23 protein-coding genes and 1 tRNA gene are annotated in these 20918 nt (G+C 61.7%); 13 read left to right on the top strand and 11 right to left on the bottom strand.

The genetic code is table 11. The features are described from left to right. Positions 1 to 53 precede the first annotated feature (53 nt). The 4 genes from V1289_RS26505 to V1289_RS26520 all read left to right on the top strand — a co-directional run bounded on the left by V1289_RS26505 (position 54) and on the right by V1289_RS26520 (position 2771). Complete coding sequence (locus V1289_RS26505) at positions 54 to 881, top strand: enoyl-CoA hydratase-related protein (RefSeq protein ID WP_334400137.1); 828 nt, start codon at positions 54 to 56, stop codon at positions 879 to 881. A 138-nt stretch (positions 882 to 1019) separates the two neighbouring features. Next, the gene (locus V1289_RS26510) at positions 1020 to 1367 is read left to right on the top strand and encodes an SDR family oxidoreductase (protein ID WP_334400139.1); all 348 of its coding nucleotides are present in this window, start codon (positions 1020 to 1022) and stop codon (positions 1365 to 1367) included. Beyond that, positions 1355 to 2005 (top strand): TetR/AcrR family transcriptional regulator, encoded by a 651-nt coding sequence (locus V1289_RS26515; protein ID WP_334400141.1) that lies wholly within the window; start codon positions 1355 to 1357, stop codon positions 2003 to 2005. Before V1289_RS26510 ends, V1289_RS26515 begins: the two co-directional genes overlap by 13 nt. After that, positions 1998 to 2771 carry an enoyl-CoA hydratase-related protein gene (locus V1289_RS26520; protein WP_334400143.1) on the top strand — a complete coding sequence of 258 codons (774 nt, stop codon included), beginning with the start codon at positions 1998 to 2000 and terminating at the stop codon, positions 2769 to 2771. The genes V1289_RS26515 and V1289_RS26520 overlap by 8 nt, the downstream gene beginning before the upstream one ends. Positions 2772 to 2809: 38 nt before the next feature. Here the strand turns inward: V1289_RS26520 and V1289_RS26525 are convergent, their stop codons facing one another. From V1289_RS26525 to V1289_RS26540, 4 genes are read right to left on the bottom strand one after another with little or no spacing between them, the layout of a single operon-like run. Further along, positions 2810 to 3664 carry an FAD binding domain-containing protein gene (locus V1289_RS26525; protein WP_334400145.1) on the bottom strand — a complete coding sequence of 285 codons (855 nt, stop codon included), beginning with the start codon at positions 3662 to 3664 and terminating at the stop codon, positions 2810 to 2812. Continuing rightward, a complete protein-coding gene (locus tag V1289_RS26530; RefSeq protein ID WP_334400146.1) occupies positions 3661 to 6033 on the bottom strand; it encodes a xanthine dehydrogenase family protein molybdopterin-binding subunit in 2373 nt (790 codons plus the stop codon). The genes V1289_RS26525 and V1289_RS26530 overlap by 4 nt, the downstream gene beginning before the upstream one ends. Beyond that, complete coding sequence (locus V1289_RS26535; RefSeq protein ID WP_334400147.1) at positions 6026 to 6523, bottom strand: (2Fe-2S)-binding protein; 498 nt, start codon at positions 6521 to 6523, stop codon at positions 6026 to 6028. Before V1289_RS26535 ends, V1289_RS26530 begins: the two co-directional genes overlap by 8 nt. A 29-nt stretch (positions 6524 to 6552) precedes the next feature. Continuing rightward, on the bottom strand, positions 6553 to 7278 hold the full coding sequence (locus tag V1289_RS26540) for a hypothetical protein (RefSeq protein WP_334400148.1): 726 nt from the start codon (positions 7276 to 7278) through the stop codon (positions 6553 to 6555). Positions 7279 to 7444: 166 nt separating this feature from the next. Here V1289_RS26540 and V1289_RS26545 point away from each other — a divergent pair, with 166 nt between their 5' ends. The 4 genes from V1289_RS26545 to V1289_RS26560 all read left to right on the top strand — a co-directional run bounded on the left by V1289_RS26545 (position 7445) and on the right by V1289_RS26560 (position 10799). Further along, on the top strand, positions 7445 to 7888 hold the full coding sequence (locus V1289_RS26545) for a winged helix-turn-helix transcriptional regulator (RefSeq protein WP_334400150.1): 444 nt from the start codon (positions 7445 to 7447) through the stop codon (positions 7886 to 7888). A 174-nt stretch (positions 7889 to 8062) separates the two neighbouring features. Continuing rightward, positions 8063 to 8860 carry an enoyl-CoA hydratase/isomerase family protein gene (locus V1289_RS26550; protein ID WP_334400152.1) on the top strand — a complete coding sequence of 266 codons (798 nt, stop codon included), beginning with the start codon at positions 8063 to 8065 and terminating at the stop codon, positions 8858 to 8860. Positions 8861 to 8862: 2 nt separating this feature from the next. Continuing rightward, on the top strand, positions 8863 to 10128 hold the full coding sequence (locus tag V1289_RS26555) for a CaiB/BaiF CoA transferase family protein (RefSeq protein ID WP_334400154.1): 1266 nt from the start codon (positions 8863 to 8865) through the stop codon (positions 10126 to 10128). Between the two features lie 116 nt (positions 10129 to 10244). After that, entirely contained in the window at positions 10245 to 10799 is a 555-nt protein-coding gene (locus V1289_RS26560) for a winged helix-turn-helix transcriptional regulator (RefSeq protein WP_334400156.1), read from the top strand. 309 nt (positions 10800 to 11108) lie between these two features. Here V1289_RS26560 and V1289_RS26565 read toward each other — a convergent pair whose 3' ends face one another. Further along, positions 11109 to 12020 carry an SDR family oxidoreductase gene (locus tag V1289_RS26565; protein ID WP_334400158.1) on the bottom strand — a complete coding sequence of 304 codons (912 nt, stop codon included), beginning with the start codon at positions 12018 to 12020 and terminating at the stop codon, positions 11109 to 11111. A 44-nt stretch (positions 12021 to 12064) separates the two neighbouring features. Beyond that, a complete protein-coding gene (locus V1289_RS26570; RefSeq protein ID WP_334400160.1) occupies positions 12065 to 12733 on the bottom strand; it encodes a hypothetical protein in 669 nt (222 codons plus the stop codon). Positions 12734 to 12822: 89 nt separating this feature from the next. On the opposite strand from V1289_RS26570, the gene V1289_RS26575 reads away from it, so the two are divergent. Then, positions 12823 to 13404: a TetR/AcrR family transcriptional regulator gene (locus V1289_RS26575; RefSeq protein ID WP_334400162.1), complete on the top strand. Its 582-nt coding sequence runs from the start codon at positions 12823 to 12825 to the stop codon at positions 13402 to 13404. Between the two features lie 191 nt (positions 13405 to 13595). Beyond that, positions 13596 to 13793 carry a hypothetical protein gene (locus V1289_RS26580; protein WP_442896080.1) on the top strand — a complete coding sequence of 66 codons (198 nt, stop codon included), beginning with the start codon at positions 13596 to 13598 and terminating at the stop codon, positions 13791 to 13793. A 74-nt stretch (positions 13794 to 13867) separates the two neighbouring features. On the opposite strand, the gene V1289_RS26585 is transcribed toward V1289_RS26580, so the two are convergent. Continuing rightward, entirely contained in the window at positions 13868 to 15169 is a 1302-nt protein-coding gene (locus V1289_RS26585) for an MATE family efflux transporter (RefSeq protein ID WP_334400164.1), read from the bottom strand. 307 nt (positions 15170 to 15476) lie between these two features. Between V1289_RS26585 and gcvA the strand changes: the two genes are divergently transcribed. Beyond that, positions 15477 to 16355, top strand: a complete 879-nt coding sequence (gene gcvA, locus V1289_RS26590; protein ID WP_334400166.1) for a transcriptional regulator GcvA — start codon at positions 15477 to 15479, stop codon at positions 16353 to 16355. A 69-nt stretch (positions 16356 to 16424) separates the two neighbouring features. Here the strand turns inward: gcvA and greA are convergent, their stop codons facing one another. From greA to V1289_RS26610, 4 genes are all read right to left on the bottom strand, one after another. Further along, positions 16425 to 16907 (bottom strand): transcription elongation factor GreA, encoded by a 483-nt coding sequence (gene greA / locus V1289_RS26595; RefSeq protein ID WP_334400168.1) that lies wholly within the window; start codon positions 16905 to 16907, stop codon positions 16425 to 16427. A 39-nt stretch (positions 16908 to 16946) separates the two neighbouring features. Continuing rightward, positions 16947 to 17969, bottom strand: coding sequence for an LLM class flavin-dependent oxidoreductase (locus V1289_RS26600; protein ID WP_334400170.1), 1023 nt, complete (start codon positions 17967 to 17969; stop codon positions 16947 to 16949). A gap of 423 nt (positions 17970 to 18392) precedes the next feature. Further along, a tRNA-Thr gene (locus V1289_RS26605) sits at positions 18393 to 18467 on the bottom strand. Between the two features lie 36 nt (positions 18468 to 18503). After that, entirely contained in the window at positions 18504 to 18827 is a 324-nt protein-coding gene (locus V1289_RS26610) for a hypothetical protein (RefSeq protein WP_334400172.1), read from the bottom strand. A 56-nt stretch (positions 18828 to 18883) separates the two neighbouring features. Here V1289_RS26610 and V1289_RS26615 point away from each other — a divergent pair, with 56 nt between their 5' ends. Beyond that, on the top strand, positions 18884 to 19087 hold the full coding sequence (locus tag V1289_RS26615; protein WP_334400174.1) for a hypothetical protein: 204 nt from the start codon (positions 18884 to 18886) through the stop codon (positions 19085 to 19087). 96 nt (positions 19088 to 19183) lie between these two features. Continuing rightward, positions 19184 to 20887, top strand: coding sequence for an FAD-dependent oxidoreductase (locus V1289_RS26620; RefSeq protein ID WP_334400176.1), 1704 nt, complete (start codon positions 19184 to 19186; stop codon positions 20885 to 20887). Positions 20888 to 20918 lie beyond the last annotated feature (31 nt).

The following is a 20918-nucleotide window of genomic DNA, read 5'->3' on the forward strand; positions in this document are numbered from 1 at the left end:
CGTCCACGCCGGAGATCGCGATTTCGATGGAATCAAAAAAAGGAGTGGCTGAGATGGCAGAAGGTCGGACCGAGATCGACACCGGAACCAGCGAGCTGTTGTGCGAAATCCGCGACCGCGTCGCGGTTATCACGCTCAATCGCCCGGAGGCGCGCAACGCGCTCTCCGATCGTCTGACTCCGGCCTTGCGACGGATGGTCAAGCAATGCGGCGATGATCCTGGCGTCGGGGCGTTGCTGATCACGGGTACGGGCAGCGCCTTTTGTGCCGGCGGCGATGTCAAGGGCATGGGTGCCAGTTCCAACAAGGCCGAAATACCGTTCGAAGAACGCGTTGCCGATCTGCGGACCAAGCAACGCACCTTGACCGGTGCGCTGGTGGCGGTGAGAAAGCCGACGATTGCAGCGCTTCCGGGTCCCGCGGCAGGCGCCGGACTGGCCCTCGCGCTTGCTTGCGATATCCGCATCGCCAGCGAATCCGCGATCATGTCCACGGGATACGCCCGCATCGGGCTGACGGGGGACTACGGTATCGCATGGTTGCTGACCCGGCTTGTCGGAACGTCGCGGGCGCGGGAACTGATGTTCCTGTCCGAACGGATCGACGCCCGCCGTTGCGAGACGCTAGGCCTCGTCAACCGTGTGGTGCCCGACGCCGAGATGCGCGAGGCCTCATTTGCGCTCGCAAGGTCGCTGGCCGAGGGACCGTCGATCGCGCTGGCCTACATCAAGGACAACCTTGACCATGCCTTGAAATCGGATTTTCTGGATTCAATGGATCAGGAAGCGGAAAACATGGTCCGGTCGTCGCGGACGACCGATCACAAGGAGGCGGTGCGCGCCTTCGTCGACAAGCGAAAACCCGCATTCGCGGGGCGTTAGGGCCGCCGCCTGCCGCCCAAATTGCAGTTGCGTGGTATGATGATTGTCATCTAATATAGTGCGATCGCAACCGATCGTCTGGTGCGCCTATGCTGTCTAGAACCCCGTTCCGGCGATCGAAGTTCTGGCGAGGCGTCGATGCCTGACAAGCCGATTGTCATTGTTACGGGTGTCGGCCCTGGCACCGGGTCCGCGATCGTCCGGCGTTTCGCGGCGGAAGGATTTCGTGTCATTGCCCTGGCGCGCTCGCCAGATCCCATCCGCGCGCTGGAACAGGAGCTTCCGGATACCCACGCGATGATCAGCGACGTTTCCAGCGAAAGACAGGTCGCTGACGCTGTTGCAGACGTCCGCAATCGATACAACTCTCCGAAACTGCTCATACACAATGCTGTGGGAGGAGGGTGGGGACCGTTTCTCGAAATCGAGCCGCAAATGCTCAGACTGTCTCCGAATTTTCGATGGAGCCGGCAATGCGTTACGTGAAGGGCCACGGGCTGCAGACCCGGAGCCGGATTGTCGAGGAGGCCTCGTATGGTCTGCGTCAAGGCGGCGCCGACGGCATGAGCGTGGCCGACTTGATGAAGCTCGCGGGTCTCACGCACGGTGGCTTCTACGCTCATTTCGAATCGCGCGAAGCTCTGGTGGTCGAGGCGTTCGCCTTGGCCATGGATCGAAAGGTCTCCCAATGGCTGAAGCTTATGAAGGGAATGCCGGTCGAGGAACGGTTCGACGTTATCGTTGAAGAATATCTGAGCCCTGGTCATCGTGATGATCGGGCACACGGCTGCGTGCTGCCGGCCCTCGGTGCTGACGTCGCCCGTTCAGGCAAGAAGGCGCGCCACATATTTGCAAGGAAGCTCGACGAAATGATCGACGTGGTCACCATGTTGTTTCCGGATAAATCGCCGAAGGAGGCACGCCAGATCGCTGCCGGCGCGCTTGCAACCATGATGGGATCGATCGCGCTCGCGCGTGCGGTCGGCGACAAGGAGCTGTCCGACGAGATTCTTGAAGCCGGACGGCACGCCCTAAGCGGTCAATCGGCGGGGCGAAGAGCGAGGATAGCATCGAGTGCTCGGCGACCAGACAAAAGCTGCAAGGAGAAGAGCGATCATGACTGAACATGTAAGAACCGAACTGTCCGCTGGCATCATGACATTGACGCTGGCCCGCGCCGACAAAAAGAACGCTCTGAGCAACGCTATGTATAGCGCCATGTCGGATGGGTTGGAGCGCGCGGAGAAGGATCCGGCTGTCCGCGTGGTTCTATTCCAGGGAGACGGTGACAGTTTTACGGCCGGAAATGACCTTGCCGATTTCAGTGCCCAAGCCAATGGCAAGGACACCGGTGAGCCCCAGGCGCATCGGTTCATTAGCAATCTCGGTAAGGCCACCCGTCCGCTCGTTGCCGCCGTACAAGGCAACGCGGTCGGCGTCGGCACCACGATGCTGCTGCATTGCGACCTGGTTTTCCTTGCCGACACCGCAAAGCTGATGACGCCGTTCGTGAATCTGGCGCTGGTTCCGGAGGCCGCCTCGAGCTGGTTGCTGCCGGCGCGGATCGGGCACGTTCGTGCCTACGCGATGTTTGCGTTGGGCGAACCGCTCGATGCCGCCACCGCCTTGGCCTGCGGCCTGGCCAACGCCGTCGTGCCGGCCGCAGATTTGCGCGCCAGGGCTCGGGCGGCGGCCGAGGCCCTGACCAAACGACCGGCCGGTTCACTGAACCACACCAAGGCGTTGATGCGCGACATGGACAAGATCGCCGCTCAAATCAGCCGGGAAGGCGCGTTGTTTCGCGAGCGCCTGCAGACCGGCGAAGCCCGCGAAGCGTTCGCGGCATTTGCCGAGCGCCGCAAGCCTGATTTTTCGAAGGTCGCGGGATAATTGCGATCGTTCGCCGAGCTGGAAAATGCGCTTGCCGATCAGGCATTGGTCAGCGACGTCAACGCCCTGCTGACCTCGGTCTCGACGAGATGCTTGCGATAATCAGCCGACGCGTAGCCATCCGACAGGCACTCGGCCTGTTCACTGGCGAGCAAGGCGGCGTTTGCGATGGTTTCGGTCGATAGTGGCTTGCCGACCAGATGCGCGCTCGCGGAATCCGCCGCAAAAGCCCGGCCGGTCGCGCCGGTGATGGCAATCGTGGCTTCCGAAACGATGCCGTCTTGCTGGCGCAGTGCCACGGCAACTCCGACCACGGCATAGCCACTCGCCGGGTGGCGGATCTTGCGATATCGGAACTGCGCACCGGCGTTAGGGTAGGGGATGTGGATGGCCACAAGCACTTCTTCCGGCTCGAGCGCAGTGGTCATGATGTCGACGAAGAAGTCCCTTGCCGCGACCTGCCTGTTGCCGATCGGGCCTGCGAGCTCCAGTTCTCCCTTCAGTGCGACGACCACCGCCGGCCAGTCGGCCGCGGGGTCGGCGTTTGCCAGTGAGCCGCCGATCGTACCGCGATTGCGCACCTGCGGGTCGGCAATCAGGTCGGCGGCTTGATGGAAGATCGGCAGCACCGTTCGCAGGGGTTCGGACGCCAGCAGTTCGGCATGCGTTGTCAGGGCGCCGATCCTGATGCGGTCGGCGATCTGGATTCCCTTCAATTCGCCGATGCCTCCGATGTCGATCAAAAGCGCAGGCGATGCCAGCCGCAATTTCAACGTCGGGATCAGCGTATGTCCGCCGGCAACGAGCTTGCTGCCGTCGGGATCCTTCTGCAGCAGCCCGATCGCGTGGGCGAGCGAGGTTGCGCGAACATAATCGAATGATGAGGGGATCATCGGCCTGCTCCGGCGCGTGCGTTCTGAATCGCCGACCAGACGCGCGGTGGCGTCATCGGCATGTCGAGATGTTTTATCCCGAATGGCGAAAGCGCGTCGAGCACGGCGTGCACCATACATGGCGGCGCCGCGATCGAGCCGCTTTCGCCAATACCCTTTACGCCGATCGGGTTGGTGGGGGAGGGCGTCTGCTGAAACAGCGTTCGTATGCTGGGGACATGTTCGGCGCGCGGCACCGCATAGTCGAGCAGCGAGCCGGTCATCAATTGCCCGGTATCGGGGTCGTAGCTGACTTCTTCATAGAGCGCCTGCGCGATACCCTGCACGACGCCGCCATGAATCTGTCCAGCGGCAAGCAGGGGATTGATAATCGTGCCGGCGTCGTCAACGGCGACATAATCGAGAATATCGACGATCCCCGTCTCCGGATCGACCTCGACATAGGCCATGTGGATTCCCGAAGGCGCGCCCATGCCCTTGGGATCGTAAAACACCGTCTCGTCGAGGCCAGGCTCCATTCCGTCCGGCAGCTGGTGGCCGACATAGGCCATCCGGGCCACTGCGCCGAACGTCAACGGTGCGATGTCGGTCCCGGCGACGCTGAACTGGCCCGCCCGATAGGAAACGTCCCCTTCGTCCACTTCCAGCATGCTTGCGGCAATCTTCTTTGCCTTTGCGACCACGCGGGTGGAGGAGACATGAACGCCCGATCCGCCCACCGCCATCGAGCGTGAGTTGAAGGTGCCGTGACCGGCCTGGACTTGCCGCGTGTCGCCCTGCACCACGTCGATGTGCTCGATCGGTAGCTGCAGGACGTCGGCGGCAATCTGCGCCAGCGAGGTGACGTGGCCGTGGCCCTGACTCATGGATCCGGAAAAAATCGTTACCCGGCCGCTCGAGTCCACGCTGACCCGCGCGCTTTCCCAGCCTCCGCGGTTGAATCCTATTAACGCCAGACGGCGTGACGGCGCCATGCCGCACATGTGGGTATAGGCTGCGACACCGATGCCGCGATAGCGGCCCTTGGCCCGCAATTGATCGCGTTCGCTGCTGCGTGCGGCAAAATTGAAGGCCTCCATTGCCTTTGCCAGGCAGCCTTCATAGTCGCCGCTATCGTAGATCACGGCGGGGCCGTTGTAGGGTTTGTACGGAAAATCACCGCGCTGAATGAAATTCCTTTGACGCACCTCGACCTGATCGATGTCGAGGTGACGCGCGACCGCGTCGATCGCCCGTTCGGCGATGTATCCCCCCTCGGGCCGGCCATAACCGCGATAGGCATCGACCGGCACGGTGTTGGTCACGATCACCCTGGAGCGCGCCTCATAGTGCTCGATCTTGTAACCGCCGGTGCCGAAATTGATCGTATTCACGGTCGGACCGCCGCTTGCCATGTTCGACAGGTAGGCGCCGACATTGCCGAGCGTCTCGACTTTCAGGCCGAGAATCTTGCCATCGTTGCGAAACGCGATTTCGATGGTCTCGGTGTGCGCCCGGCCATGGTTGGTGGACTGGTGGCTTTCGGAGCGGGATTCCCACCACTTGACCGGAACGCCCAGCCGGCGCGCCAGATACGGGCAGAGCAGTTCCTCCGGGTACAGATGCATCTTGGCGCCGAATCCGCCGCCGATATCGGGCGCCACAATCCGCAACTGGTGTTCGGGAATGCCAACCGTGTCCGCGATCCAGCGGCGATGCATGTGGGGCACCTGGCTCTGCAGGTAGATGGTCAGGCTTCCGTCGACGTTCGGTTCGGCCAGAATGGAGCGCGTCTCCATGCAGGTCGGGATCAGGCGGTTGTTGGCAACGCGAAGTGCAATGACCTGATCGGCTTCTCGCACGGCCTTGCCATAGTCGCCGCCGCCGATCCGGTAGATCGTGGTGATGTTGTTGGGCACGTTCTCGTGCAGTTGCGGCGCGCCGTCGCCGATCGCGGCTTCCTCGTCGATCACGGCAGGAAGTGTCTCATAGTCGACATCGATAAGCCCGATGGCATCGTGGGCCATCGCCTGGGTTTCGGCGATCACCAGCGCGACGCATTCGCCGACGAAACGAACCCGGTCGATGGCGACGACAGGTCTGTTCGGCACCTTTGTCCCCGGTATGATCCAGTTGGGAACGATCGCGCCGATCTTGCCCGCGAGGTCGGCCCCCGACAAAGCCAAACGGACGCCTGGCGCCGTCTGTGCCACCGAGAGATCGACTTGCCTGATGACGGCATGCGCGTGAGGCGATCGTAGGACCGCCATATGCAACATGCCCGCCGCCTTGATATCGTCGGTATAGCGTCCCTTGCCCGTGACGAACTTGAAATCCTCGCGCCGCCGCAGCGGCTGGCCGACATATTTGATCGCGGCTGCTTCAGTCATGGCGATGTGTCTCCGAGGCAAGGGATTCCACGGCGCGCACGATGTTGTTGTAGCCGGTACAGCGGCAGATGTTGCCGGCGAGGCCGTGACGGATTTCGCGTTCCGTCGGATTCGGGCTTTGCTTGAGCAACTGACGGACCGTCATGATCATCCCCGGCGTACAGAAGCCGCATTGCAGGGCGTGATGCTCATGGAATGCCGCCTGAACCGGATGCAATTCGCCATTGCCGGGCGCGAGTCCTTCGATCGTCGTGATCGAAGAACCGTCCGCCATCACGGCGAGAACCGTGCAGGATTTGACCGCTTGTCCATCGATATCGACGGTGCAGGCGCCGCACTGCGAGGTGTCGCAGCCGACATGGGTCCCTGTGAGGCCGAAATCGTCTCGTAGCAGATGAACCAGAAGCTTGCGTGCTTCCACCGAAGCGGTGTGACGCACGCCGTTGACGTCGATCGTCACGACGTGATGCTTTTTGTCGGTATCGATCATTCTTTCCTCCGAGGCGGGCAACGGTCCAGTCATGAGAAGCTGAGCTCGGCGATATCGATCGCGACGAAAACCGGATCTGGAATCGCGGTGCCGTCAGCTTTCCTGCGAAGCGCCCGCCGCCGCGTGGCCACCTTGATTCCGGAAAAATCCCTGTAGTCGTACAGGTAGTGCGCCGTCGGTGCGCCCCCGGCGACGGGTGCGCTGTAGTCCACCCGGCAAATCAAGCCCTCGCCATTGACGTGGAAAATCTGCTCGGGGCAGTGCGTTGCAACGTGATCCGGAAAAACAACCCGGAGCAGCCGGCGTTCTTGGCCGTTTTCGTCCCAAGGTTCCATTTCTTCGGCTTGAAATCCTGGTAGCGCGAAGATGAAGGGCGTATTCAGGTAATTCCACATCGCATAACCGCTGAAATAGGCGAGATTCAAGTCGTCCCAAGGCGTTTCAACGGTATGGCCGTCAAAGGCGGCGCGGGGATTCCTGCGATCCTTGACGGGCTTTCCGTCGAGCGCTTCGATCACGGTATGGTCGGGGGTGCATGAACTCCGCATGCCTTCGCTGATGAAGGGCCGGTAGCTAATCCATTGATGACCGGCGGCGGCCGTGACGTGGACGTTCTTGAGAACGTCGGGCCACCCTTTTCGCGCCCACAGGCCGCCGGTGATGGACATGTCGCCCTCGATGGTTTTCACTTTATTCCAACGCTCGATGCCTCCGTGGGCCTCGATGACGAGGTCGCGAAGCTCGCACATGTTCATTGTCCCTTTCCGTCGATATCGGTGGCTCCGCTATCGCCGGAGCCGGCCCGCGGAAGCGGAGATAGCGGTCGACAGCGAGTCACTCTAATGATAAGAGTGGTAAAGAGGCAAGCATTTTATGAAGTCAAAGAGTTTTGATGGGATGGCGTGCTCGATCGCCGGCGTCATGGACGCGATCGGCGACCGTTGGGCCGTACTGATTCTGCGCGACCTGTCGCTCGGGCTGAGCAGGTACGAGGACCTGCGCCGGTCAACGGGAGTAACCAACGCAACCTTGTCCGACCGGTTGAAGCACCTTGAGGACAGCGAATTGATCGAGCGGCGCCGGTACCAGACCAATCCCGAGCGATATGAATACGTTCTGACCGCGAAGGGTCGGGACACCATCCTCGTGATGCAGGCGCTGTTGCAGGTGGGAGACAAGTGGGCGGTTTCCGGAAACGTGGGGCCTCCACTCAAATTTGTGGATCGAAAAACCGGACACACGGTGAAGCTTGCAATGGTCGACAACGAGACCGGGCAACGCGTCGGAAAGCAGGATTTGCTGCCGCAGGCAGGTCCGGGAGCGGACGAACTGGTCCGCTGGCGTTTGACGCACTTTCGGAAATAGAGCCTCGAACCGCCCTGAGTCTGCAAACCGAAGCCCCGCTGATTTGAAATGACGGTTGTCATTTAACTTGATCCGGCCACGCAAACATGACTTGCAAAATGCAAGTCATGTTGTAATCTGACCGGAATGAACAGGCAGGGCGCGTATCGTCGCGCCGAACGATGGAGGTGCGTGGTGTCCGAGGATGTGCTGATTACGCGCGAGCAGCGCGGCAATATTTCCGTGTTGACCATGGTCTATCGGCCCTACAATTTGCTTGGGCCAAAGCTCATCAATGCCATCGTCGAGCAGGTCGAAGCGGCGCAGAAAGCCGGTAGCCGGGCAATCGTCCTTCGCAGCGGGCTTCGGCATTTCTCTGCCGGCGCCGATCTCGATATTTTCGACAGACGCGTGGAGCAGGGCAGTGGCGATACGGGCGGCGAAAACCGCCGCTTGAACGGCGTCGAGTTCCTCCGCTTCATGGAACTGCTACCGATCCCGTTGATCGCGAGTGTCCATGGCGTCTGCCTTGGCGGGGGGCTCGAACTGGCGTTGTGTTGCGACTACGTCATCGCGGCGTCGTCGGCGAAGATCGGTTCGGTGGAAGCAACGCTAGGGCTGCATCCATTGCTGGGCGGCATCCAGCGCCAGGTGCAGCGCATTGGCGCGTTGCGGGCCAAGGAGATGTCGATGCTGGCGCGTCGTTACGATGCGCCGACGCTGGAGAAGTGGGGCCTGATCAATCTGACCGTTCCGGAAGAATCGCTGGAGAAGGCGACCATGGCGATCGCCGAGGAATTCGCGCAAGGTCCGACATTGGCCCACGCGGCCACCAAGGAACTCGCCCACATCGCCGTCAACGAGGGGGTGGCCGCGGCCGACGAGGCGATGGCAAGGGTACAGGCGCCGATCTGGGCGTCGGAAGATCTGAAAGCCGGCCTTGCCTCGTTCCGCAAAAACGGCCCCGGCCTCGCCAAATTCGGGGGGCGCTGACCATGGGTGGTCCTCTCAGCGGAATTCGCGTCGTCGACTTTTCCCGCGTACTCGCAGGTCCACTGTGCGCGCGGACCTTACAGGATCTTGGCGCCGGGGTCATCAAGGTCGAACCGCCGAGCCCGGACGTGTCGCGCTTTGCGTTTCCGTCGACCGACGGCATGTCGGGCTATTATGCGCAGCAGAACGCCGGCAAGCGCAACGTCAGCATCAATCTAAACATTCCCGGCGCGTATGATCTCGCGCTGAAGCTCTGCGATACTGCGGACGTTGTGGTCGAGAACTTTCGCGCGGGGACGCTCGGCTTCTTCGGTCTCGATTACGAGACTCTGTCGAAGCGCAATCCACGGCTGATCTACGCGTCGATCACCGGTTACGGTCAGGGCGGTCCCTGGCGCAGCCGGATGGCATATGCGCCGACGGTGCAGGCCGAGGCCGGCTTCACCGAGAACAGCGTTCGGCACTATGGCGAGGCCTTGAAAGAGCCGCGCACCGACAGCCTGTCGCATGCTGACGTCTATGCGGGATTGCAGGCGGTGATCGCCATCCTGGCGGCGCTCCACAGTCGCCAGACAACCGGGCAGGGCCAGTATATCGACGTTGCGATGGCGGCGACCTTGCTCGCGGTCAATGAACGCGCGCATGTCGATCTGTCGGACGACGACATCGGTGCAGAGCCTGCGGTGCTTGGCGCCACCGATTGCTCCTTCTTCACGGGTCCGCAGGGTGAGCATTTCACCGTCGCCACCAGCATTATCGGCAGCCGGACGTTTCCGTCCTGGCTCCGCGCGATGCGTCGCGTCGATCTGATGGACGACCCGCGGTTTTCGAGCGCTGCGGCGCGGCGGCTGAATTTCGGCGCGTTGCACCAGATCATCCAGTCCTGGATGTTGACTTTTCCCGACATGGCGACACTCGACGCCCAGTTCGATGAGGCCAAGATCGCGATGGGCGAAATCCGCTCGATCAAGGAGCTGACGAAATCGGACTGGAGCGACTATTGGGGTGCGGTCCAGCTCGTTCCGGATCGCAGCGGCGGCGAATACAAGTTGCCGGGCCGCCCCTGGCGCTTTTCCAGCGATGAACTGACACCGATCGGCACACCGGCTTTCCAGGGCGAACACAACAGGGAGGTGTTTCGCGAACTGGGCGTGAGCGAGGCGGAACTGCAGCGGCTCTCCGAGACCGGGGTGCTCGTTACGCACCGTCGCGCGCTTGAACCTGAAGCTGCGGTCAAACCACGGGAGCCTGCCGGGCAGGCGGCTTGACCGCGCTGCCGTCCTCGGCGAAGCGACTTCAAGATCGAAAAGGGGCAGGCGGAAAGTACGGATCCCCTGCTATAAGCGATCGGGAATCACCGAGGTAACAGACTGCGAGACACACCGTGAAGCGCTCCGGTTCCTCCAACAAGGAATGCTCCATCGCCCGTGCCATGGAGGTGGTCGGCGACCGCTGGTCGATCCTGCTGCTGCGGGAAGCCTATTATGGGACCAGGCGGTTCGACGAGTTTCAATACTATCTTGGCGTTGCGCCGAACATTCTCAGCGCTCGGCTGAAGAAGTTCGTTGATCTCGGCATGATGACGCGCGTGCCGTTGCCGGAGCATGGCGGGCGTTACGAATATGTCTTGACCAAAAAGGGGCGCGAGTTTTTTCCGACCTACCTGGCACTAAAAAAGTGGGGCGATGACTGGCTTGCCGAGCCGGCAGGGCCGCAGGTGGTTTTCAAGGATCGCACCAGCGGACGGCAAATCGAATATCCCACCTTGCTGTCAGCGCGCGGCAAGCCGTTGCAGCTCGAAGACGTCGAAATTGTCGCGGGCTCTGGCGCCGTGCCTTTCAACCGGAAGCGATTCGGCGGTCAACTCCCGCGCGCAAAGGTCAATCCGGAACGTGCCAGTCGAGTTCTGCGCAAATCCGTAGCCGATAAGGACAAATAATGCTGTGGTTTGCCTGATGCGGGCGCAAACCCTCCGCCGCCACCGGCCGCTGGACCTGGAGCGACCGCTCAGGAAGCGCGCGATGGTCGGGCTATTGGACGGCGCAACGTAATTGAAGAACGCTTAGGGTTGCCCGGCGCCCGGCAAATCGAAAAAGGAGTTCTGAAGTGGCAAACAACTAGCTGATCACGGGAACGAGCAGCGGCTCTGGCCGTACTTTGACAGAAATCAGAACCGCAACATCAGCTCCAGATTGTTCGTCGAAAGTCCGAGGTAAATGACGTGCTTTGCGATTGCATCTGCCTGCCGTCAATTGAAAGACGTCTCTGCGAGTTTCTCGGAAACGTCCCAAAGTCTCGCTGCCCTTGCCGCGTCGCGGGCCTGGGGCATGATCAGGGCCGGCGCCGGTGCGCCTCGCAATTCGCCGAGTCCGCCGGGTCCATAACAGGCGCCCGGCGTCGCTTTTGGGCTCGTCGCCGCGAACAGGATCGGTCGGGCTCCGTCGGTTGCCGATTGACCAAAAAACGGAGCGGCGAAATCGCTCGCAAGAGAAAGCAAACCGCCCGGACCGCTCGCGAAGAGGCCCGTGCGGGCAAATCCCGGATGGGCCGCATTGCTGGTCAAGTTCCAGCCGGTCGCGTCACTCCGCCGTTGCAGCTCAAGCGCAAACATCAGCAGCGCGAGCTTGGATTGCCCATACGCCTTCCATGGCGAGTATACCCGCGCTCCCTGCAAATCATCGAAATCGATGAACGCGGTTCGGTGTGCCAGGCTGCTGACATTTACGACGCGTGGCCCGCTCGCCCGGCGCAACAATGGCATCAGCCGAGCCGTGAGAGCAAAGTGACCCAGATAGTTTGTTCCAAACTGCATTTCAAAGCCGTCTGTCGTGGTTTGCCGGCGCGGCAGTGCCATCACTCCTGCATTGTTTATCAGGAGATCCAGCGACTGCCGGGAATGCATCCGCTGCGAAAAATCTGCGATGGACGCGAGGTTGGCCAGATCGAGCGGCTCGTAGCTTAACCGAGCGCCGGACACTTCACGATTGATCTTCTCGATCGCAGACTGCCCCTTCCGATTGTCGCGGCCGGTCACAATGACCTCTGCCCCGGCCTTGGCCAACGCCAGGGCGGTCTCGTAACCGAGACCGCCCGTCGCCCCCGTCACGATCGCCGATCTGCCGAGTTGCGAGGGGATTTCAGCCTGCGCCGAAACGGCCATGAAGGAGATCCTTGCTCAGGAGATTAAGTCACTTCGCAACAGGCTCACTTCCGGATCAACGGGATCTGGAGGTTGGTGGGGCGGTTCTGCTCCGTATCAAAGCCGCGGCCGTCGATATTGCGCGCCCCCCAGAACAGCAGGTCGCCTTTGAGGTAGACGAGATCGTACTCCATGAAGTTCGTCCCTTCTTTCAGGGCGAAGGGAGCGAAGCTCTCTCCGAATATGCTCTGAGGCGCGTTGAGCGTCCAAGGAGCGTATCCAGCCGACGCGACCTTATTGAGCACATCGGCAAACCCCTGCGCGAGCGGAGTTACCTCGTAGCTCTCGTCGGCAACGAAGTCGAGCTTCTGCGCTCCCGGAGCGATCGGGTGTGAGCCTTGCCACAGCATGTGGCCGCCAATCCTGATGCGTGCGAGCGGCACCGCCCCGTACGGGTCGGCCGAGTTGACGATCTCGAGTTCGAATCGATCCGACGGCAGATATTTGAATGCGCGCTTGAGGTAGAACGGTTTGAGCGAGCCGTCCGGGTTCTTGCTCGGCCGCACCTCCGGCGCGATGCTTTCCCAGTTTCCGAGCATTGCTTGCTTGATTTTCGCTGTGTCTGTTTCCATGCCGCTTGCCCTTGGTTGATTAGAGGGGGACTGCGCCGCGGCCTCGCCGATTCCGCCGATCACCAGAAAGAATAGTAGCGATGACCTGATGGCTTTGCGCATCCGCGTACTCCGGCGTGAATCCATGTAAGTATGTCGACCGACATAGTATGTAGGTCGACATACCGATCGTCAAGTGCTATTTGGGGGACATGAGCGACAAGCCTGATTCCAAAGAGAAAACCATCATCGCGGCGGCCAAACTCCTGCGTCGTCAGGGCTATAACGGCACCGCGCTGAGCGACATTCTGGCCGCAGCCGGCTCGCCCCGCGGTTCGCTCTATTTCCATTTCCCGAACGGCAAAGAAGAGATCGCGGTTGCTGCCCTGACATACGCCGGAGATTCTGTCCGCCAAGCCATCGCAGGGGCCGCAAAGACATCGAAATCCGCCGATGAGTTCTTGATCCGGATCGTCCGTGGCATGGCGGCCGATCTCGAGCGTTCCGATTTCAAGGAGGGATGCCCGATTGCGCCAACGGCGCTCGAGATGTCAGGGGCATCGGAAGCGTTGACCGCAGCAGCGGGTGCCGCGTTTCAGAGCTGGGAGCAAGAGATCGCGACCGGTCTGCAGTCGTTCCACTTCAACGCCGAGCGCGCCAGGCTGCTGGCGACTGCAGCGCTGAGTCAGTTCGAGGGAGCGCTGCTGCTCGCGCGCACCTATCGCCGCCTGGAGCCCTTGCAGCGCGCCGAGGAGCCGATCCGAGCGCTGGTCCAGGCATTTGCCAGGACTTAGTTGCGATCGCAGGACGCGGCCTCAGGAGGGCATTCGGGGCGGGCGTCTTTCGAAAGTTCAATGGAGTGAGTTTACGCGCTTTCAGTGGCATCGAGTTGCGTCGACCTTTGCGAGTTCCGAAGTCCTCGCGACCCATGACCTATTTGGCGTCTTCGATGCCAGCACGGAGCATTGAAAGAATCTGCCTCGCTATGAAGCAGCTCAAGGCAACGCCGATCAACGATGTGTTCGCGCGCAACGGCCACATCCGTGCCGACGGACGCATGGTCCACGACCTCTATCTCGTGCAAGTGAAGGCGCCGGACCAAATCAAGGAAAAGTGGGACTATTACACCGACGAGGCGTTCCAGCCGCTGTCCGAGTCCAGGTGTCGTCTAGTGACACGATGACAACTGAGTGGCTTGGGGTACACGCTCTCAGGCACTTTCCGATCGTGACGCAAATCACCTCCATCGAAGGCACGTTACTCATAGCCGGAGCGGCTAACCAGAGGTGGCAATGCGAACAGGCCGAAAGCGACCATTCCCAACGCCACGGCAACGAAATTCCATGTGACGTCGGCCTTTAACCAGACAACCACAAAGCCCCCGAGCACCGCGATGGCGGCCCTGAGCAGAGCGGCGAGGACAGAGGCTCCCATCTGTCTGGTTGCTTGTCCGACGCAATAAAGAACATAGCCGAGCCCAAAGAATCCAAAAAACGGCCCGACGCGGTGCAGATATTCTGCGCCAACCTGCAGCACGGACGGATCCTGGCTGAAAATTCCGATCCACAGCTTCGGAAAGGCAGCCGCGGCCAGTCCGATCGATTCGGTCAGGGCGCAGGCCATCAGAACACCAGCCCATGACGCCCTTACGGCCCGTTCGATCTTGCCGGCGCCGAGGTTCGCGCTCACCACGATTCCGACCGGACCGCCGACGCCGTAGGCAAGGGGCACCAAAAGAAACTCCAGCCGCGAGCCGGCACTATAACCTGCCAAAGCCTCGATCCCGCCCATTCCCACATAGGCCGTGACGATCGCGAGTGTCAGGTTCGTGGTGGCCGAGACGATGGCCGACATTCCGCCGACACGGAGAATCGCAAGCGCCGGGGCGAGGGAGAGTTTTGGCACGCGAAATGACGGCTTGAGGACGCCGAACTTGCCCCAGAGATAGGCTGCGTAGGCAAGGGTTCCGAAAGCGTAATACACGAGCATCGCCACGGCGCCGCCCGACGGACCAAGCCCTGGATAACCAAAGGCGCCAAAGATCAATGCCGGCGAAAGCGGGACAAGGATCAAGGCTCCGCCACCGACCACGATCACCGGGACTTGCAAGTTGCCGGTGCCACGAACCACGGCCATCAGCAGGTTGAACAACCAGATCAGCGTGGCGCCCGCAAAAATGGTGGACGAATACGAGAGAGCAATTGCGAGAGCATTTCCGGAGATGCCCATGTGGCCGTAGAGGCCTGGACCCAACACAACCATGACGCCTGTTGTCGCGAGGCCAAGCGGAACACTTAAGGTGACGGCGTACCACGCATATTCACTTGCGGCGTCCATCCGGCCGGTCCCAAGGGCGCGTGCGACGGTCGTGACAAACCCGCCGCCGATCGCGCCCTGGGCGACGGCGAGCACCAGCGAAACCAGCGGAAATACCGGCGCGACGCCGGCCAGAGCATCCACACCCAGTCGCGAAACGAAATAGACTTCGAGCAATCCGATCAGGACCTGGACGGTCATGACGGCGGCATTGGGTATTGCCAGCCGCATGATTGTGGGCACGATTGGCTGCTCCAGCAGCATGTGGGTACGGGAGTCAAAATCTGCGGCTTGACCGCGAGGCTGCCGGCTCGCTTCCGTGTGCCGGCGGCTCATGGCCGGCGCAGCGATTCCGGAAAATCCGGCGCGAGCTTCGCGCGATTGTCGGCTGCACTTTTCGGATCGTGAAGGTTTGCCGGCTTGGCATGACATGACGTGGGAGGCTTGCATGGCGGGTGCTCCATCTCGGATCTGTCGATTACTTCCGACAAGGCCGCGGATCGAACGATAAGATTTGACAACACTTGTTAGCGCTTCTAACAACTCGCGAATGGCACGATTACCGTCGCTGGAGACCTTGCGGGTGTTCGAGGTGGCCTGCCGCCACGGCAGCTACTCCGAGGCGGCGCGCGAATTGCACGTGACGCACAGCGCCGTCAGCCAGCGTATAAGACAGCTGGAAGAAGAACTGGGGCTCACCCTTTTCGAGCGGCAGGGCAACCGAATGGTGCCCACGTCCAGCGGAGTTAGACTGCAGGCCGGCGTCAAAAACGCTTTCTCGGAATTGAGCGCGTCGCTCGGCAGCATCAAGACGTATCGGACCGACGCAGAAATTACCGTAAGCCTGCTGCCGGTCATGGCGGCCCGGTGGCTGGTTCCGCGCCTTCCTCGTTTCAAGGCGCGGTTTCCGCACATCAATCTGCACGTCAAGACGGCTCAGTCTCTGGCCAACTTCAAATCAGACGGTGTCGACATCGCAATTCGGTTCGGGATGGGCGATTGGAAAGGACTCCGGGCCATCAAGCTTCTCGAGGAAGAGTTTTTCCCGGTATGCAGTCCGAGCCTCAACGGCGGGCGTCTGCCGAAAGATCCCGCATCGATTTTATCGGAGCCGCTGCTGATCGACCGCAACTTGTCGTGGCGCGCCTGGTTCAGGTCTGCCGGTTTGAAGCTTGATCGCGATATCGCAGGCACTTCCTTTACCGACACAAACGCGCTCATGGAGGCCGCGGTGACAGGACAGGGGATTGCGCTCGGGCGCCTGTCGTTCACAGGATCGGATATCCTGGCCGGAAAGCTGGTTCGCCTGTCCGAACACAGCCTGCGCGTTTCCTACTGCCATTATGCGGTTTACCCGATGTCGTCGGAGTCCAACCCGGCCTTGGTGGCCTTCCGGGATTGGCTGATTGAAGAAGCGCGTCGCACTTAGGCGGTTGAAGGGCTGCTCCTGGCGCGAAGCGGCCATTCCAAAGTTCGGCTGCGCCCGGTGCGGGACGTGCTATGAGATCGAAATGATCTCAAGCTTTTGGCCTGATGCGCCGACTTCATCCCCGACAGCTTTGCCCATCAGAAACCTTGCCACTGGGGATACGAAGGAAATCGAACCGGCCTTAGGGTCCGCTTCGTCCTCTCCCACGATATGATATTTCTGCACGCGCCCATCGTCGCGGCTGAAGGTCACGGTGCTCCCAAAGGCGACAGTGTCAGTCGACGTAGGATTGGTGACGACCTGAGCCGTCCGAACTCTCGCCGCAAAGTAGCGCACATCACGCAACGGGATTGCCGCTTGCCGCCGTCGTTCATTAACCTCCTCGATCTTTTGCGCCGTCTCATACGCCTCGCGGGCCTGGTGGAGTTGAAATTCAAGAGCCTTCAATCCCGCTTCCGTAACAAGGTTCGGATGAGGTGAAATCGGGCGGTCGGGCAGCAGAGTCTCCGACGCAGTTTCGGCACTGTCTTCCTTGGTGAAGGCAACACTCAAGTCAGCCTCCTTTTTCGTGAGATATGGTAGGGCGCTTCATTAACGCCACCCCAGGGCGGGAGCGACGTGGGTCAGGATCGCTTCGATCACATGCGCGTTGTAGGCAACGCCCAATTGGTTGGGAACGGTCAGCAGCAGCGTATCGGCCTCGGTGATAGCTTCGTCTTTCCTGAGCTGCTCGATTAGGACATGCGGCTCGGCGGCATAGCTACGGCCGAAGATCGCCCGGGTCCTCTCGTCGATGAATCCGATCTGGTCATCATCTTCGCGCCCGCGCCCAAAATAGGTGCGGTCGCGATCGTCGACCAAGGCGAAAATGCTGCGGCTGACGGAGACTCGTGGCTCTCGTGCATGGCCTGCCTCCTTCCAGGCAGCACGGTAGGCCCGGATCTGGGCGGCCTGCTGCACGTGGAAGGCCTCGCCTGTTTCGTCGTTTTTGAGCGTCGAGCTCTGCAGGTTCATCCCAATCTTTGCTGCCCAGATCGCCGTGGCGTTCGAGCCGGCGCCCCACCATATACGGTCGCGCAGGCCTTCAGAATGGGGTTCCAGGCGCAACAGCCCGGGCGGATTTGGAAACATGGGTCGTGGATTCGGCTGGGCGAAGCCCTCGCCGCGCAGCAGATCGAAGAACACCTCCGCATGACGCCGCCCCATGTCGGCGTCATTCTGGCCCTCGGCCGGCTGATAACCGAAATACCGCCAGCCATCGATCACCTGCTCGGGCGAGCCTCGGCTGATGCCGAGCTGCAGCCGCCCGCCGGCGATGAGATCGGCTGCGCCCGCGTCCTCGGCCATGTAGAGCGGGTTCTCGTAGCGCATGTCGATCACCGCCGTCCCGATCTCGATGCGGCTTGTCTTCGCGCCGACGGCCGCTAGGAGCGGGAAAGGCGAGGCAAGCTGGCGGGCGAAGTGATGGACCCGGAAATAGGCCCCGTCCGCGCCCAATTCCTCGGCCGCAACGGCGAGTTCGATGGATTGCAGGAGCGTGTCTGCGGCCGAGCGGGTCTGTGATTGCGACGAGGGCGTCCAGTGCCCGAACGAGAGAAAGCCGATCTTCTTCATGCGGGCAATCTATTGATATCCAGGTTGGTTTGCGACCGTGCGCGGACGGCTTTGGCTGCTTCATGAACGGGGGTCCCGCCAGCGAGCGGCAGCATAACGCTGCTCGGGGGCGCCCCTTCGCCAAGAGACTGCATAACGGAGCCGCAAGGCGCGTGGCGGTGGTCAGTTTCGAAATGGCTTCCGCATCCGCCTGGCAGTCAGCGGCTGTCCCAGGACCCGCCGCCGCTCCGATCCAGCGGGGCGAAGGCAGACTCGACGCTCAAAAGGTCGGAGACAAAAGTAGAACCGCTGTGCCAGTTTTGTGTCAGTTGGCACATGCTTTCTTGGTCTGTTCCGGCCGAAATAGCTGAAATGGCTGAAACCGACGACAAAGCCAAAACGTCGAATTATGCTGATTTTACAAGGCTTTTGCGGTGGAATGAATGGTGCTGCCAGACAGGATTGAACTGTCGACCTCTCCATTACCAATGGAGTGCTCTACCACTGAGCTACGGCAGCATGCCCGGATCAGGAGAATCGGCCCAAACACGGGCCCTACAGGCGGCCGGTTCTTGCCACAACGACCCCTCTGGCGCAAGCACGCGGCAGGGTCAGAAGCGTAGAAGAAGGCCCAAAAAAATCGGCCGGGACACCCGCTTTCTGCTTCAACCTTGGCAATTCCGGGCCGATCCGGTTCCCGGTTTGCTCAGTCTGCTCCGCCAGCGCCTTCAGCGGGCGGAACATGACCTCATTTTGCCGGCTTCGTCGCATTTGAAGCGACCGATACTCCCCAAATGGCCAGTTGCCGATATTGGCGGAAAATCCCAGCGTGGCATCATGAGCGGGGCTGGCCGTGCAGCGTTGGTTGCGCCCGTGCATGTGGTCCGGTCGCCGGTGTATTCTCCGGAATGACTTTGTATTCGAGCGGGCCTGCGATGAAAGACGATCAAGCCAAGCGCGAGCGACAACCGGGGTCGCCTGTGAAGGATTCGCGAAAGGACCGGCTGAAACTGGCGCTGCGCGAAAATCTCAAGCGCCGGAAATCGCAGGCGCGCGGGCGTAGCGATGCGGTGGGCGCATCTTCCGAAGACGCTGAAGCGCCACTAGATGACGGCAGCGGAAAAGAGCCGGGCCGTTAGCCGTCGGGAAAATCCCGGCCGTTCGCCGGAAGGCCCCAAAAATGCTTTCCGCACAAGTGATGATTCGATTTTCTTTCCAGGCAAGCGAGCGGCGAGATGAGCGCAGACAACACCACGGCCGATCCGGCGACAGCGACTAATTCCTTTGCGTTCCCGCGTCATGAGCAGACCTTCCCGACGCTGACGCCGCACGAAATCGACCGCATGCGCCGGTTCGGCGAGGTGGTCTTCTTCAAGCACGGCGAAGCCCTGTTCGAGACCGGCAAGCCGGGGCCAGGCATGTTCGTGATACTGTCGGGCGAAGTCGCGATCACCCAGCGCGACGGCCTTGGCCATGTCTCCCCGGTGATCGATCAGGGCCCGGGTCAATTCCTGGCCGAGATCGGCCAGCTCTCCGGCCGCGTCGCGCTGGTCGACGGCCACGCCGAGGGCGATGTCGAAACGCTGCTGATTCCCCCCGACAAACTGCGCGCGCTGCTGGTCGCGGAAGCCGATCTCGGCGAGCGCATCATGCGCGCGCTGATCCTGCGCCGGGTCAGCCTGATCCAGGGCGGCGTCGGCGGCCCGGTGCTGATCGGCCCTGTTTCGCTCGGCGACATGGCGCGGCTGCAGAATTTCCTGGCGCGCAACGGCCAGCCGCATCATCTGCTCGATCCCGCCACCGACAAGGATGCCGCCGACCTCGTCGCGCGCTATTCGGCCTCGCGCGCCGATCTGCCGCTGGTGGTGTGCCCGGACGGCACGGTGCTGCGCAATCCCACCGAGACGGCGCTTGCGATGGCGATGGGTATGATCGGTCACCACGGGCCCGACAAGGTTTACGATGTCGCGGTGGTCGGCAGCGGTCCGGCCGGGCTCGCCACCGCCGTCTATGCGGCCTCGGAAGGATTGTCGGTCGCGGTGTTCGACTCGAGGGCCTATGGCGGTCAGGCCGGCGCCAGCGCGCGAATCGAAAACTATCTGGGATTTCCAACCGGGATATCCGGGCAGGCGCTGGCGGGGCGCGCATTCAGCCAGGCGCAGAAGTTCGGCGCCGAAATGCTGATCCCGGTGTCGATCAAGTCGCTCGACTGCTCGAAGAACAGCGGCGCCTTCGAACTCGCGACCCAATGCGGACGCTTCCTGCGTGCAAGATCAATCGTGGTGGCCAGCGGGGCGCGCTATCGGCGGCCCGAGATCGAAAATCTCGACCGGTTTGAAGGCCGCGGCGTCTGGTACTGGGCTTCGCCGATCGAAGCCAGGCTGTGCGCCAACCAGGACGTCGTGCTGGTCGGTGGCGGCAATTCGGCGGGACAGGCTGCGGTGTTCCTCTCGGGACACGCGCGAAAAGTTCACATGATGATCCGTGGCGGCGGCCTGGGCTCCAGCATGTCGCGCTATCTGATCGAGCGCATCGAGGCGACGCCGAACATCGAATTGATTTTCAACGCCGAAGTGGTCGGGCTGGAAGGCAGCGAAACGCTCGCGCGCGTGCGCTGGCGCAGCCGCCTGGGTCCGGATGTTTACATGCTCGACGTCCGCAACCTGTTCCTGTTCGTCGGCGCTGATCCGGCGACCGGCTGGCTCGAGGGCTGCGGCGTCAAGGTCGACCGCGCCGGATTCGTGCTGACCGGCGTGCAGGACGGCCAGAACGGCGAACGCCCGGTGCCGCCGCTGGAGACCACCGTGCCTGGCGTGTTCGCGGTCGGCGACGTGCGCTCGGGCTCGGTCAAGCGTGTCGGCGGCGCCATCGGCGAGGGCGCGCAGGTGGTGGCGGCGCTGCACGGCTTTCTCGGCGACAGCGCCAAGCCGGCGCTGTAGAACAAAGCGTTTTCAAGCGGGGCCTGTCCAG

This window comes from Bradyrhizobium sp. AZCC 2289 (genome assembly GCF_036924615.1).
GTDB lineage: Bacteria > Pseudomonadota > Alphaproteobacteria > Rhizobiales > Xanthobacteraceae > Bradyrhizobium.

Coding starts and splice junctions, on each gene's coding strand:
- V1289_RS26540 (WP_334400148.1), bottom strand. CDS start 7,278: ATGAACATGTGCGAGCTTCGCGACCTCGTCATCGAGGCCCACGGAGGC.
- V1289_RS26580 (WP_442896080.1), top strand. CDS start 13,596: ATGAAGCAGCTCAAGGCAACGCCGATCAACGATGTGTTCGCGCGCAAC.
- V1289_RS26515 (WP_334400141.1), top strand. CDS start 1,355: ATGCGTTACGTGAAGGGCCACGGGCTGCAGACCCGGAGCCGGATTGTC.
- V1289_RS26505 (WP_334400137.1), top strand. CDS start 54: ATGGCAGAAGGTCGGACCGAGATCGACACCGGAACCAGCGAGCTGTTG.
- V1289_RS26530 (WP_334400146.1), bottom strand. CDS start 6,033: ATGACTGAAGCAGCCGCGATCAAATATGTCGGCCAGCCGCTGCGGCGG.
- V1289_RS26565 (WP_334400158.1), bottom strand. CDS start 12,020: ATGGCCGTTTCGGCGCAGGCTGAAATCCCCTCGCAACTCGGCAGATCG.
- V1289_RS26570 (WP_334400160.1), bottom strand. CDS start 12,733: ATGCGCAAAGCCATCAGGTCATCGCTACTATTCTTTCTGGTGATCGGC.
- V1289_RS26555 (WP_334400154.1), top strand. CDS start 8,863: ATGGGTGGTCCTCTCAGCGGAATTCGCGTCGTCGACTTTTCCCGCGTA.
- V1289_RS26535 (WP_334400147.1), bottom strand. CDS start 6,523: ATGATCGATACCGACAAAAAGCATCACGTCGTGACGATCGACGTCAAC.
- V1289_RS26575 (WP_334400162.1), top strand. CDS start 12,823: ATGAGCGACAAGCCTGATTCCAAAGAGAAAACCATCATCGCGGCGGCC.
- V1289_RS26545 (WP_334400150.1), top strand. CDS start 7,445: ATGGACGCGATCGGCGACCGTTGGGCCGTACTGATTCTGCGCGACCTG.
- gcvA (WP_334400166.1), top strand. CDS start 15,477: ATGGCACGATTACCGTCGCTGGAGACCTTGCGGGTGTTCGAGGTGGCC.
- V1289_RS26620 (WP_334400176.1), top strand. CDS start 19,184: ATGAGCGCAGACAACACCACGGCCGATCCGGCGACAGCGACTAATTCC.
- V1289_RS26600 (WP_334400170.1), bottom strand. CDS start 17,969: ATGAAGAAGATCGGCTTTCTCTCGTTCGGGCACTGGACGCCCTCGTCG.
- V1289_RS26610 (WP_334400172.1), bottom strand. CDS start 18,827: ATGCACGGGCGCAACCAACGCTGCACGGCCAGCCCCGCTCATGATGCC.
- V1289_RS26520 (WP_334400143.1), top strand. CDS start 1,998: ATGACTGAACATGTAAGAACCGAACTGTCCGCTGGCATCATGACATTG.
- V1289_RS26510 (WP_334400139.1), top strand. CDS start 1,020: ATGCCTGACAAGCCGATTGTCATTGTTACGGGTGTCGGCCCTGGCACC.
- V1289_RS26615 (WP_334400174.1), top strand. CDS start 18,884: ATGAAAGACGATCAAGCCAAGCGCGAGCGACAACCGGGGTCGCCTGTG.
- V1289_RS26525 (WP_334400145.1), bottom strand. CDS start 3,664: ATGATCCCCTCATCATTCGATTATGTTCGCGCAACCTCGCTCGCCCAC.